Raw genomic sequence first — 13,984 nt, forward strand, 5'->3', positions numbered from 1 at the left:
GCTCAACCTCGGTTTTTCGTAAGGGAGAGCCAAATACGGACGATGCTGAAACGACCGAAGAACCGACTGCTCCCGAATCCGTTGGCCAAGACAACACGGTGGAGACGAAACCGGACAGCGCGGGTGACGGAGAACCCCCTAACGAAGCTGAGCCCGACGTGACTCTCGTGCATGATCGGGTGGATCGCATTCTCGTCTCATGCAAGAATCGCCGTATCGCATTCGTGACGGCGGGCGCGACCTATATGTATCGGCTTACACGATGCAAAGATGCTCCTGCAGGGGTCTACATCGCCGATGTCACCCGGGATCGCGAGGCCAACAAGGTGCGTTTCGCAATACGTAAGAAAGAGGGCGAAGAGGGTGATAGCGCTGATCGTCCAAAGGTCGCATTTTCTGGGCGTTGGCAGGTCAAGCGCGGCCAGATCGACCCCGTTGACCTACTTCAGGAACAGGACACTGTCGAAATCCAATACGGTGCGAAGATTCCGGGTGCCGAAAAAACCAAAGAAAATCGCCGGGAATGCCTGCTGACGAAACCTCCGCAACAGATAGTGAAGCCCAACGGCGCAACCATAGATCTTGCCGACAAGTTGCCCAAGAAAAAGTTCGAAGTGGAATGGGATCTTGCTGAATTTGGGCTGGCAGACCTTAACCTACGTGTCGGCGGTTCCGTGACTGCCGAAGCGGATTGGCACCATACGGCGGGTACGATCCGCGACATTTGCCTATCAAGTTCGGAAGGGGACGGCGGATATACCGGGCGAGCCAAATTCGACATCGAAGGTGGTGCCAAACTACGATTGGGTCTTGAAGGGTATATCGAGGCCGGCATCGAACTATTGGAGTTGATAGACATCATCAATGTTGGCGGCCAATTGAACCTTGACGGGTCTGCCGAGGTTGCAGGGAAGATTTCAGCCCTGGCGGAAATTGCGTTCGACCCTAAGCGCCCGAAAGACGGCTTCCGTTTGCTGACCAACATCGATTTGTCGGCTGTCAGCAACATGGAGCTCGACATCTCTGCCGCGGCCGGTCTCGATGTTCTTGGCTTTCGCATTTTTGAGGCAGATTGGCCTGGGCTGTACGAAGCGAAGCGCGGATACGCGTGGACCGGAGGTTTGACTTTCGCGGACTCGTTCATTCCTGAGGTCGATCTGGGATCAGTGCGTCGTGCCAGTGCGGCCGAGATGATGAGTGGCGCAAAAAGCGGGCCGGGCGGCAAGAAATCCCGGCCTCGTCGTCGCAAATCCAGAGGGATTCCGATGTCGGCCATTATTCGGAGTGTTCTGGGTATTGGTGATGGTGATTTGCGTTACAATGGCGAGTCTTGCGAAAAAGCATTACCACTTAGCTGGTTCAAGCCCAATTTCCTTTATCAAGACGCCGTCAGTTTCGATCGTTCGGTCAATCCGGGGGTCAACCCAATGTCAGTCGGGCGAACCGATGAACCCACACAGGTTAGCCACGACCCGGTTACGCCTAGATGGGGCGAGCAGATCACCGGGCCTTCGCCGGTCGGTGTAACGGAAGACAATTGGCCCGAAAACGGTGATTGGGCACGTTGTTTCCAGTATGTCGAGCCCGCGAAGAGCGGATCACCTCGAGCTGAGGCAAGCGCGTTCCGCGAATTGCTGCGCGGCCTGGGTCACGATGTCGATCCGATACAGGTCGATCACATCCGAGAACTTCAATTTGGCGGCGCGGATCGGTTTGACAATGTCTGGCCGCTTGACCGACGTGCCAATATGAGTGCGGGTGCGCTTCACCGATCACAAATCCGCGCATATCGCACGTTGTTTGGGAATCTTAACGGCAAATATTTCAGGATCGCCAGTATCGGGCTTGATCCAGATTTTGATCGCCCAGCCCTTCCACCGAAGCCAGAGGACTAGAGATATCCAGCGCACGTAGGTGCCATACTTTTTGGCAATTGCCCGAATTCCGCTCAATCCACCCAAACACTCGTCAAAGATAGGAAACAATCACAATCTATGGTAGACTTTACCCAATTATAAAAAAACGCATCATTTCAGACCCCGGGCAGTGTCAGGGGGGTATATGGCGTCCGCATTTCCGGGATCGCCTCGTGTTATGAAGGGCGGTCTTGTGGCGTATCAATTGCCCGAGCTTCTGCCCACCATCATCGTCTATCAATACAACCCCGAAGAGGTGCAACGCCAGCTTCGGCTGCGGGGGGGTGGCGGTGGCGGACGGGGGGATTCGAACCGCGTGAATGGGCCTCCAGACGAAACGATTAGCTTTACCGTCGATATCGACGCCGCCGATCAGTTGGAGGTGCCGTCAGAGAACGCGATTACGATGGAAAACGGGTTGCATCCGGTCATCGCAGCGCTTGAGGGATTGCTTTATCCGCCCTATCCGCTCGTCATCGCGAACGAGGCGATGGCGCTTGCCGGATCGGCATTTATTCAGGGCGAACAAGCGCCATTGGTCTTGCTGGTTTGGGGGCCGAAGCGGGTGCTGCCAGTGCAGATCGACAGCATCTCGGTCCGCGAGCAGGCCTTTGACCAAAGCCTGAACCCGATCCGGGTGCAGGTTGAAATGTCGGCGCAGGTGCAATCATACCGCGACCTCGACATCACCAATCCGGGCTATTGGGTCTATATGTCCGCCTTCACCCAGAAAGAGGTGATGGCGACGCTGAACACGCTTGGAAATCGAACGGGAATTCAAGGACTGCTGCCAATTTAATTAGAGGATATTGCCATGTTTTTTCGCGGCTCTCGTTATGAATCCGTGCCGGATGCCGAATGGCAGGCGGCGGACGGGCGGGTGCTTCGCTACAAGCGGCGGCGGCTGATCCCTGAAACAAATCCGCCGCTTAGCACGGTCACCCGCGTTGGCGACCGGCCCGACCTTGTCGCGTTTCGCGTTCTGGGCGATCCGGAGTTGTTTTGGATGCTATGCGACGCCAACCGCGAACGCTGGCCCGCGCGCCTGACCGAAGAGGCGGGCGAAACCATCGCCGTGCCGGGGCCGGAGGTCGGCGGGCCATGATGATCCCGCCGTCATATTTCACCGTGCAGGTCGGGTTCGCGCCGCTCCCCCCGCCATGGTTCCACGCCCTGCGCGAGATTGAGGTGGAAACGACAACCGGTCGCGCCTCGATCTTTCGGCTGCATTTCGATCTGTCGCGCAATGCATTTGGGGATTTCGACGCGCTTGCCATCGATCTGTTCCGCCCGCTTGTGCCGATTACCATCCGCATCGCGGCGGGGCCGGGGATACCACTTGCGATCATCAATGGGTTCGTGGCGGACGGGCAGCTTGGCGCCAGCAACACGCCCGGCGCCTCGACCTACGAAGTTGTGGGCATGGATGCGCTTGGCACGATCATGGCGCATGTCGACGCGCCCTTTACGTGGCCCAATATGTCGGACGATGTGATCGCCACGGCGATCCTTGGTCGCTACGGGATGATCCCGGTCGTGACGCCAACACCGCCGATGCGGACGATGCTGGATACGACCACGACGCAGCGCGGCACGGATTCGGCCTTCCTGCAAAGCCTGGCGCGGCGCAATGGGTTCAACCTTTACCTGCAACCTGAACCGATTTCGGGCCGTGATATGGGGCATTTCCATCCGCCGCTGGTGCCACCCTTACCGCCGCAGGGGGTACTGTCGATTGATTTCGGGGCGCAGACGAACCTCGACAGCTTTTCGGTGACGAACGATATGCTCGGGCCGACGGGGGTTGTCGGGGCTAAGACCGATCCGCGCACCCGCGTGCCGATCCCCGTCGTCGCCCCTGTTGCCGCGGAAATGCCGATGGGGCTGGAACCTGCACTGAACCGCATCATCCCGCCGCCGATCGAATCCTCGCATGGCAGCGACTCCGCCAGCCCGGCCGAGGCGCAATACCTCGCCATGCAGCGCGCGACGCAAAGCGCCCGCACCATCCGTGCGACGGCTGAGGTCGATGGGCTGAAATACGCACGGCCCCTGTTTGCCGGCGTGCCGGTTCTGGTGCGCGGCGCGGGCCGGCAGAGCAGCGGACTTTATTTCGTAGAGAGCGTGACGCACCGCATTTCGCGTGACGAATACAAGCAATCGGTCGGCCTGTGGCGCAACGCCGTTGGCCTGACCGGGGCCGAGGTTTTTGTCGACCCGCTTGCAGCAGCTTAGAAAGGAAGACGCGATGCCCGATGGACCTGCGCAAACCCTTGATGACAAGGTTTTCGGCAAGCACAAAGGGACGGTCACCAATTCAACGGACCCGGAGCGGCGCGGACGGTTGCAGGCGCTTGTGCCAGAGGTTTTGGGCGCGGTGCCGACAGGCTGGGCGGAACCGTGCGTGCCCTATGCCGGGATCGGTGCGGGGTTTTTTTCGCTTCCCTTGCCGGGGGTCGGGGTCTGGATCGAATTTGAGGGCGGCGATGTCTCTCGCCCGATCTGGACGGGGTGTTATTGGGGGACCGGAGAGGCTCCGATGCCGCCGCCCGCCGGTCCGCTGGGCGATCAGACCAAGAAGATCTGGCGCTCCGACCTGGGGCTATCTGCGGTGCTGGATGACGCGACGCAAACGATGACGATGTCCGACGCGACCGGCGAAAACAAGGTTGAGATTTCGGTCGCGACCGGCACTGTCACGGTCAAGGGGCTGGCGCGTGTCGTACATGACGGGCAGGTCGTGCAGGTCGGCAGCGGGGCCGCCCCGCATCCGGGGGTCTTCGGCGATGCGTTGATGACCTATCTTGGCCAGCTTGTCCTTGCCTTCAACACCCATTCCCATCCCGGTCAGCTTGCAGCAGCCGTGCTGCCGGTGACGCCCTCTCCGCCCGTCGCACCGATGCAACCACCGCCGCCTTCGCTGATTTCAACCAAGGTTTTTCTGGAGTAACGCATGGCCGACACCCTCAGACCCGGCAACCTTAATATCGTTCCAACGGACTTCAGCGAGTTCGCGAATTCGATGGCTGAGGCGATGGAGGAAGAGCTTGACGATCTTCTTGCCCTCGACGGTCTGCCGCCGCTGGTGAAGGACGCGACGGACAGGGGGGTGCGCGACCGCCGCCGCTTTATGATCGCCATCGCGCGGGGCGTGGTCCGACATCTGGTCGAACGGCACGAGGCGTTTGACATCAGACATGACGGCGACACGATCTATCCCGACATAGATGCGGAGCAACTCTGATGCCCGCGCTTCCCGATCAGCTTGACTATCCCTTTGGGTTTGACCCCCGTGGGCGGTCGCGGCTGACCGGGGCGGGCGATCACGTGCGCGACCTGATCGAACAGGTGCTGTTCACCGCTCCGGGCGAACGGGTGAACCGGTCCGAATTCGGCACACCGATCAATGATCTGGTTTTTGAGGGGCTATCCGACACGCTTGTTTCCACGACCGAGCAGATGGTGCACGGCGCACTGATCCGCTGGCTCGACACGCTGATTTCCGTGGAATCCGTCAATGTGGAAGCGGTCGATTCAAGCCTGACCGTGACCGTCATCTATGCCCTTCGCGGCGGCGATGACCGCCGCACCGACGTCTTTGAACGCACGGCGGGAGGGTAGCCAATGGTCCTGTCCCGATCCGGCGAAATGTGGTGCGAGGATGAGCGGCGCTCAGCCGTTCTGCTTGACGCGGCGCACCCGCTGAACGGGCTTGATTTCGTCGAATATCGGCGCGATCCCGGCGCGCCTGCGGGGCGACAATTCAGGATCGAGGCGACGTTCCTGAAACCGCCGCCCGCGCTGACCGCTGCGGATGCCGAAATCCTCGGCGGGGTCCGTATTGTCGGTCTGCGCATCCTCGACGTGGAACCTGACCCCGGCAACCCGCTGCGCCTACGCCTTTTCGCGGATCGGGAGGGCGATTTTTCCACCTACGTGCTGGCGCTGAACCACGCCGATCTTGACCCTGAACGGTCAGAGGCACGGTTCGGCTTCAAGGCCGGCTGCCCCTCGGATTTCGATTGCCGCCAGCCCGACCCCTGCGGGCCTGAGGTTCTGGATGAGCCTGACCTCGACTACCTCGCCAAGGATTACCAAAGCTTCCGGCGGCTGTTTCTTGATCTGGTCGCGGTGCGCAACCCCGACTGGCAGGAACGCCTGCCCGCCGATTTCTCGATCGCGGTGGTCGAAATGCTTGCCTATGTCGGCGATTACCTGTCCTACCTGCAAGATGCTGGGCCGGGGACTGAGAGCTTCTTTGACACCTGCCTGCACCGCGTTTCCATGCAGCGCCACGCGCGGCTGATCGACTACCCCATGCACGATGGTCGCAATGCGGCAAGTTTTGTGCAGTTCGATCTTGATCCGGCCCCGGACCCGACGCCGCGTGTCGTTCCGGGCGGAACCAAGGTGGTGACGCGCATCGCCAACGCGCTGATCGGGGAATCCGGCCCGCCCGGTGCCCTGCTTCCGGCGACTGCGAATTTCGACAGCGATCCAGCGCTGACCGGTGCCACGGTGTTTGAAACCACCGCGCTGATCCCAACCCGTGCGGAGCATAACCTGTTGTTCCTGCACACCTTTGGCGATGTCGATTGCTGCTTTGGCGAAGGCACGCGGCAGGCGTGGCTGTATGGGCTGGACGGCGACCAAATCTACCGTCCCGGCTTTGGCGCGGGTGACTACATCCTGCTGGAGGAGGTCCGCAGCCCCGTCACCGGTTCCGTCGCGGATGCGGACCCGAACCAGCGGGCGGTCCTGCGGATTGACATTGAACCTGTCGATGACGAAGACCCGGTGTTCACCGACACCCTGACGGGCGGAGAGCTGACCCCGCGCACCAATCCAGCCGACCCGCCGATGCCGCTTCAGCGCGTGACATGGCGAGGCGAGGATGCGCTTGCGCGGTCATTCTGCGTGTCCAACGAAACCGCGCTGGCCGGGCTGATCCGCGACGTGACCATCGTGCGGGGCAATGTTGCCCCCGCCGATCACGGGCGCATGGTGCGGCGCGAGGGGCTTGAGATCGTCGAGGGGACGGGCCGCTGGCCGCTGGCCTCGCTTGAACTGGCCGACGATGATCTGACGCGCCACGCGGGGCCGTTCGACCCGGCCCTGTCCGCCGATGGCCGACCGATCCCCGGTCGCCACGACCTGTCCGCCCATCCGCGCGAGGCAGCCCCCGCGATCCACCTGCGCACCGTGCAGGCCGGGGGCGCGCGGCGGTTCTGGACCCCGGTGCCGCATCTCGGTGACAGCGGGTCATACGACCGCCACTTCGTCGCGGAAACCGACGATAACGGCGAAACCGCGCTACGATATGGCGATGACGTGCATGGCCGCGCGCCGCTGAATATCGAGGGCGTGACCGCCTTCTACCGCATCGGATCGGGACGGCGCGGCAACCTGTCAGCGGGTGCGCTGGTTCATGCGGTCGAACCTGACCTGACCTTCTGGGACGATCCCGGCGCGCCGGTCGGGCCGCGCTCACTCGACCCCGCCGACACCGACGCCGACATCGCCTTTGCCGAGATCATCCGCGTGCGCCAGCCGCTGCCCGCGACCGGCGGCACGGACCGTGAGACCCTGAAAGCCGTGCGCGCCCTTGCGGCGGAGGAAGTGAAGGCGATCCAGTTCCGCGCCGTCACCGCCGCCGACTGGCAGGAAATGGCGCTGCGCCATCCCGGTGTCGCCGCCGCCAAGGCGCGGTTCCGCTGGATCGGAAGCTGGCATTGCGTCTTCGTCGCGATCCACCCGGTCGACCCGGAAAACCTGGTGCGCCTGCCGGGCGGCGGGGTGCGGCTGTCCGACGACTTCGCCACCGAAATGCGCGCGCATCTGCTGCGCTTCAAGCTCGCAGGCGTCGACCTTGCAGTGCGGGCCGCGCAATACGTGCCGCTTGAAATCGACATCCGCATCTGTGTCCGTCCCGGCCATTTCCGCGGGCAGGTCTTGCAGGCGGTGCATGACGTGCTGTCGAACCGGGTGCTGCCCGACGGAACGCGCGGGTTCTTCTTCCTGCCGGACCTCGGTTTTGGCGACGACATCCACCTGTCGCGCCTCTACGCCGTGATCGAAGCGGTGGACGGTGTCGAATCCGCCGAAGTGACCCTGTTCAAACGATATTGGGAAGCGCCGGGTGACGCGCTTGACCGGGGCCGCATCGCGCTTGGCGATTTCGAAATCGCGCGGCTCGACAATGATCCGAACTTTGCCGAAAACGGCGTGCTGCGCCTCACCGCCGTGGGAGGGGTCTGAGCCATGGCCATCCCGCATCCTCGTTTCTGCGCCTGCTGCACCCCCGCTGTCGCGCCCGCGCCCTCGATCATCTGGAACCGTCCGGGGCTCAAGCAGATCACCTACCGGATCGGCAGTTTCGCGACGTTCCGGCAGGCGATGCTGGGCGAAATCCACCGCTTTCCCGAACTGACGGGCCTTCTGACCCGCGAAAGCGACGATCACGCGATCACGTTCCTTGAGCTTTTCGCGGCGATGGGCGACGTGCTGACCTTCTACAACGAACGCATCGCGAATGAGATGTTCCTGAGCCAAGCGCTGCACAAGGCATCCGTCGAACAGCTTGTCGCGCTGGTCGGCTACATCCCCCGACCCGCGCTGTCGGCGACAGGATTGTTGTCGTTTGAGATTGAAGAAGACAAAGCGACCCGCCTCTGGAAAGGCCTGAAGGTGATGAGTATCCCCGGTCCGGATGAAACCGCGCAGGTCTTTGAAACGCTTGAAGAAATCCGGGGGGTAGGGCGGCTGAACGCAGCGCCCGCCTTTGCGCCGTTCGTCAGGATTAACCCGCTGGATGAGGGGCGACAGCGTGCGCCCGTCAGGGCGGACCCGGACCTGAAAGTCGGCGACCGGTTCGTGTTGTTCGGCCGCGGCGCGATTGAGGAAAAGACGGTCGAGGCCGTCGAAAATAGTTCCGGTGGCGCCTACCTAAGCTGGTCACCTGCGGTGCAAAACCCGGATATCCACCCGCGATTTGTTCGGGCGGCAGGATCGCTCCGACGGCTCAGGTTCTTCGGCCACAACGCGCCCGCCAGCCACAATGTCTATGACACTCGAAACACGACTCCACCGCAGAACCGCTGGTCGACGGACCCTATAAACGGTGAGATCGGAAACTCCGTCACCGACTATCCGCTAGATACGAAGGTCGATGACCTGAAGCCCGGCGCGCATCTGTTGCTGGATGCCGGGCCGACGGCCTCTCCACGCCTGCAAACCGCACTGGTCACGGCAACCAATGACGCCTCCGCGACGCTGGGGCCAATGTCCGACACGGTGACCCATATGCAGGTGCGCCAGACGATCACCGGGCGGCCCACGGTGATGGTGCGGGCGACCGGCACCCCGTCAGTCCTCGCGCGAACGGGGGGTGGATATCCGTCATGGACCGTCAGCGACATTGCGACACCGAACGACCTTAGTTTGATGGACGGTGCGCCGTTTTTTGCATCGTCAGACCTGGCGGGCACCAGTCGCGGTTGGCCGCGCACCGATGTGTTTGTCCGTGACGCCGCACGACGGCTGCGGCAGCGGGTCTGGTCGCCGTTTCCGGCAAGCGGCTGGATCGATCACGGGGGCATCCTGACCTCGGCGCCGGTGCCGATCACGTTGGCGACCGGGCGGGTGCTGGTCTTTGTGCGCGGTCCGGCGGCGGGCCTTTGGATGTTTGACGCAACCGGAACGGTCATGGCCCCGACACCGCTTGGCGGTATCCTCGCCTCTCCGCCCTCGGTCGTGACGCCTGACGGTATCCGGATGGCCGTTTTCGTGCGGGGCATCGACGACGCACTGTGGTGGCGGCGATTCAACGGGTTAACCTGGAGCGACTGGGAAAGCCTTGGTGGGCGGATCGACGGAACCCCTGCCGCTGCGGCCAATGGGGCCGGACGGATCGACGTTTTCGCCCGCGGGCTTGAGGGCGGCATACAGCATTTCCGGCAAGGCCCGACCGGGTGGGAACCTGTGCGCGACGTTGGCGGCGACGCGGTCGGTAATCCGGCCGCGGTTGGCGGCGCGCCCGATTGGGCGGCGGTGGCGGTCAGAACGCGGGACAGCACGCTCGCCTTCACCACCCGGATCGGAGAAACGTGGGGCAGTTGGGTTGATCAGGGTGGGTCCATCGGATCGGACCCGTCGATGGTGCAGACCCCGTCCGGCGTCCATGTCGCCGCGCGGCATAGTGACGGCACGGTAACGACAACACGCTTGTCATGGACACCGCCACCCTGGGTGCATCATGGCAGTGGCTTCGGATATATTCCCGACCGCCGCGAAACCCGGATCTATGAAATCGCGAGCGATGACGTCGAATTCCGCGACTACGATTATCCCGACACGACCGAAGGCGGCTGGCTCGCGTTGCCGCTGGAACCGGGGGAGGATGCGACCGATCCTGATGGCCTCGGCGCGCTGAAAAAGGGGCGCAAGATCATCGTTTCCGGCGGCGGGCTGACCCATCGGGCAGAGGTCACCGCGACCTTTCCGGTGCCAGCGACGCTCGGTGGGCGGGTGGATCATCTGGCGCTCGGGATTTCACCGCCACTGCCCAAGGTCGACGGCCCTCTGACCCTGATCGGCAATGTCGCGGAGGCAAGCCACGGCGAAACCCAACGCGAAGACCCGCTTGGCAGTGGCGACGCGGCAAAACCGTTCCAGACCTTCGCCGTCCCGCCGGGAGAGATCACGCACCTGCCCGACGCAGGTGGCGTGCGCCCCATTCCGCAGGTTGATCTGCGCGTCAATGGTGTGCTGTGGGAAGAGGTGCCGTTCCTCTATGGCCGCGACGTGAAGGACCGCACCTATACCTTGCGTTTGCCGACCGACGGGGATGTCACGGTGACGGGCGGCGACGGTATCCGGGCCGGCGCGCGGTTTCCGACAGGAGCGTTGAACGTGCGGATGATCCGACGGCTTGGAGCGGGGCTTCCCGGCAACCTCAAGGCCGGGCAGCTTGCGGTTCCGCTTGAAAAACCCGTCGGGATGAAGACCGTGACGAACCCGCTTCCAAGTTCCGGCGGTGCCCCCGGCGAAACCGCTGAGGACGCTCGCCAAGCGGCCCCTGACGGCGTTCGAACCTTTGGCCGGATCGTGTCCTTGCAAGATTTCGCAGCACTTGCCACCGCGTCGGGGCTAGCGGCGCGGGCCTATGTCACATGGGTCTGGAACCGGATGGAGCGCACCGCGCATCTGACCGTCGCAGGGCCGGAAGGGATGCCGGTATCACCTGAAAACCTCGCGCTGCTGCACACGCAACTGACGGCGAGCCGTGATCCGAACCGGCCCTTGATGATCGCCAATATGGTGCGCGTGCCGATTGTCCTTGCTGCGAAACTATTGCGCGATCCGGCCCATGAGGCCGACGCCGTGATCGCTGCCGCGCGCGATGCGATGACCACTGCGTTTGCGTTCGAAGGGGTCGGGATTGGTCGCCCGGTTCACCTGTCCGACGCCTTCGCCGTGCTGCAAGGTGTCGCGGGGGTTCAGGCGGTGGATATCGACCTGCTGCACCTCAAGGATCACGCCGATCTGTCCGGTGCGGAACGCGCCGTGCGCTCCGTCACCGCTGATCCGGTGCAGCCGCATATCCGGCTTTATCCCGCGCGGCCCACGCCGGACGATGCGACCAAGATCGACCGCTACCAATCCGACGCCTACTTGCCCGGCCCGCCGCCCGTCGTGCTTCCGGCTGAACAAGCTTACATAGCCGATCCCGCATTCGACCTGTCCTTAACCGTGGTGGAGGCGCTGTGATCAAGGCATATTCGACCGAACCGGAACACAAGCTGTTCAACCTGCTTCCCGCGATCCTGCGGGAACGGGATGCAGACGCGGGCTTTCCCCTGCGTGCGCTTCTTGAGATCATGGAAGGGCAGGCCGACGCGCTTGAAGCCGATATCGAACAGCTTGGTCGCAACGCGTTCGTCGAAACATGCGAGCCATGGGCGATCCCTTATATCGGCGCGCTGGTCGGCACGACGCTGCTGGCGGGCGACAGCCGGGTGCAGGATGCCGCGACCGCCGAGGCGCTGTTCCCCGATCTTGAAGGCCCGAGCTTCGTGCCGCCCGTTGGTTTGCGCAGCCGCACCGATACGCTGAAAACAGTTTACTATCGCCGTCGCAAGAGCACCCTTCCGATGCTGGAGGAATTGGCCCGTGATGTGACCGGTTGGGCCGCGCATACGGTCGAGTTCTTCGAACGCCTGATCTGGTCGCAATGGGTGCGCAACCGGCTTCGGATGCACGCCGTTGCGACGCCCGATCTGCGCTCGGTCGAGCGGATGGACCGGATCGAGACCGCCTTCGACGAAACCTGCCGCACGGTCGACGTGCGCCCGCCCGGGCAGTTTGAAGGGTGGGAGAATATCCCGAATATCGGTTTCTTTCTCTGGCGACTCAGATCGTTTGAACTGCCACTCATCATGGCGCGCAGGCTGGGTGGGGCGGGCGATTTTCGCTATCACCTTTCGGTGCTCGGCAACGACGCGCCGCTGTTTTCAAGGTTGCGGCGCGAAGGCGACGAGGCGGGCCTTGCGACCGAGCTTCACGTGCCGCAAGCGATCCGTCCGGCAAAGTTCTTCGATGACCTTTCCGCATATTTCGCACTGCCGCTGCCGCGCCCCGGCTTTACCGCGTTCTACGGCGCACCCACCGGGTTTGGCGCGTTGCCTCCGGCGCCGGAGGCGAGCCTTTTCGTCGGCGTCGATGGGGCAGAGGTGCCGCCCGACGACATCCGCTGCCGCAACCTTGCCAATTGGGATCAGCCGGGGGCCAACCAGGTCGCCATCGACGTCGACCGGGGCCGTATGACTCTGGGCGCGAACCGCGTGCCGGCTGAGTTGGTCGAGGTCTGGCGCTATCAAGGTTTCGCGGGCGAAACCGGGGGCGGCACCTATCGGCGCACCGCGTGGCTGATGGGGGAAACGGTGCAGGCGCGGCGGTTGTTTGTGGATGAATCCGGCGACACTGACACGTTCGATACGATCGGCGGTGCGCTCGCCGACTGGGTCGCGGGCGGGCAGCAGGACACCATCATTCGCATTCGCGACAACCGGACTTATGCAGAAAACATCACGATCAATATCGGCGGCACGGCGGGCCGGTTCCTGACCATCGAGGCTGAGGATGGTTTCCGCCCCCATATCCGCCCAGAAAACCCGATCCGCGTGCTTGGGGCCAATGACGATTTCACCCTGACGCTGGGCGGGCTGCTGGTCGAAGGAGTGGTGGAAATTCCCGGCTCGCTCGGGCGGTTGCGGCTGATCCACACAACGCTCGTGCCGGGTGGTTCGATTGCCGAAGCCGATCCTGATTTGCCACCTCCGCCTGCAACTCCGCCGCCACCATCCGTGCGCGCCTCGGCGGTTTCGGGGGGGGACCCGGCTAATACCGAACTGCGCATCGAAATGGCGTTCTCGATCACCGGGCAGCTGCGGATACCCGTGTCGGCAGAGGGGATATTCGTGCTCGACTCCGCCATCGACGGCACCGGCACGCCCGCGATCCGGGGGCTAGGGGCATCGCCCAACAGCCCCGGCCCGCCGCTGCATCTGGAACGCGCAACGCTGCGTGGCCGGGTCAGCGCGCGCCAGATCGACATGGCGACCGAGGTGATTTTTGACGGCGTCACCACGGTTGAGCGCCGGCAAACCGGCTGCGTGCGGTTTTCCTATGTCGCGCCGGGGTCGGAAACCCCGCGCCGTTATCGCTGTCAGCCGGGCTTGGCCGAACGCGCCGAAATCGCGCGGATCGAAGCAGCGAACGGCCCGCTGACCGACGCCGAACGCGACACCATCCGCGCCCGTGTCCGCCTGCGGGTGCGCCCTGAATACACCAGCGAACGCTACGGCGATCCGGCCTATCTGCAACTTGCCTTGATGGGCCCGGTCGAAATCGCAACCGGGGCCGAGGACGGCTCGGAAATGGGCGTCTGGTGCCATCTGAAGCAGCCGCAGCGCGAGACAAACCTGCGCCAGCGGTTGGAAGAATACCTGCCGTTCGGGCTCGACCCCGGCATCATCTACGTGACGTGACCGGCCCGACGCATTGAAGAG

The 13,984-nt window shown here is 63.2% G+C and carries 10 protein-coding genes; all 10 read left to right on the forward strand.

Annotated elements, in window-relative coordinates; genetic code table 11:
• The first annotated feature begins 179 nt into the window (after positions 1–179).
• The 10 genes from ACEWPJ_RS15045 to ACEWPJ_RS15090 all read left to right on the forward strand — a co-directional run bounded on the left by ACEWPJ_RS15045 (position 180) and on the right by ACEWPJ_RS15090 (position 13,963).
• Complete coding sequence (locus ACEWPJ_RS15045) at positions 180–1,895, forward strand: hypothetical protein (RefSeq protein WP_416514039.1); 1,716 nt, start codon at positions 180–182, stop codon at positions 1,893–1,895.
• A 166-nt stretch (positions 1,896–2,061) separates the two neighbouring features.
• Complete coding sequence (locus ACEWPJ_RS15050; protein ID WP_416513934.1) at positions 2,062–2,715, forward strand: hypothetical protein; 654 nt, start codon at positions 2,062–2,064, stop codon at positions 2,713–2,715.
• A gap of 15 nt (positions 2,716–2,730) precedes the next feature.
• Positions 2,731–3,021: a hypothetical protein gene (locus tag ACEWPJ_RS15055; protein ID WP_416513935.1), complete on the forward strand. Its 291-nt coding sequence runs from the start codon at positions 2,731–2,733 to the stop codon at positions 3,019–3,021.
• Positions 3,021–4,151 (forward strand): phage late control D family protein, encoded by a 1,131-nt coding sequence (locus tag ACEWPJ_RS15060; protein ID WP_416513936.1) that lies wholly within the window; start codon positions 3,021–3,023, stop codon positions 4,149–4,151. Before ACEWPJ_RS15055 ends, ACEWPJ_RS15060 begins: the two co-directional genes overlap by 1 nt.
• 13 nt (positions 4,152–4,164) lie before the next feature.
• A complete protein-coding gene (locus tag ACEWPJ_RS15065) occupies positions 4,165–4,866 on the forward strand; it encodes a phage baseplate assembly protein V (RefSeq protein ID WP_416513937.1) in 702 nt (233 codons plus the stop codon).
• Between the two features lie 3 nt (positions 4,867–4,869).
• The gene (locus ACEWPJ_RS15070) at positions 4,870–5,160 is read left to right on the forward strand and encodes a hypothetical protein (RefSeq protein ID WP_416513938.1); all 291 of its coding nucleotides are present in this window, start codon (positions 4,870–4,872) and stop codon (positions 5,158–5,160) included.
• Positions 5,160–5,537, forward strand: a complete 378-nt coding sequence (locus ACEWPJ_RS15075) for a GPW/gp25 family protein (RefSeq protein ID WP_416513939.1) — start codon at positions 5,160–5,162, stop codon at positions 5,535–5,537. The genes ACEWPJ_RS15070 and ACEWPJ_RS15075 overlap by 1 nt, the downstream gene beginning before the upstream one ends.
• Before the next feature lie 3 nt (positions 5,538–5,540).
• On the forward strand, positions 5,541–8,174 hold the full coding sequence (locus ACEWPJ_RS15080; RefSeq protein ID WP_416513940.1) for a hypothetical protein: 2,634 nt from the start codon (positions 5,541–5,543) through the stop codon (positions 8,172–8,174).
• 3 nt (positions 8,175–8,177) lie between these two features.
• Positions 8,178–11,684, forward strand: a complete 3,507-nt coding sequence (locus ACEWPJ_RS15085; protein WP_416513941.1) for a hypothetical protein — start codon at positions 8,178–8,180, stop codon at positions 11,682–11,684.
• The gene (locus ACEWPJ_RS15090; protein WP_416513942.1) at positions 11,681–13,963 is read left to right on the forward strand and encodes a hypothetical protein; all 2,283 of its coding nucleotides are present in this window, start codon (positions 11,681–11,683) and stop codon (positions 13,961–13,963) included. Before ACEWPJ_RS15085 ends, ACEWPJ_RS15090 begins: the two co-directional genes overlap by 4 nt.
• Positions 13,964–13,984: the final 21 nt, after the last annotated feature.

This window comes from Aliiroseovarius sp. YM-037 (assembly GCF_048060095.1).
Taxonomy (GTDB): domain Bacteria; phylum Pseudomonadota; class Alphaproteobacteria; order Rhodobacterales; family Rhodobacteraceae; genus JBLUOA01.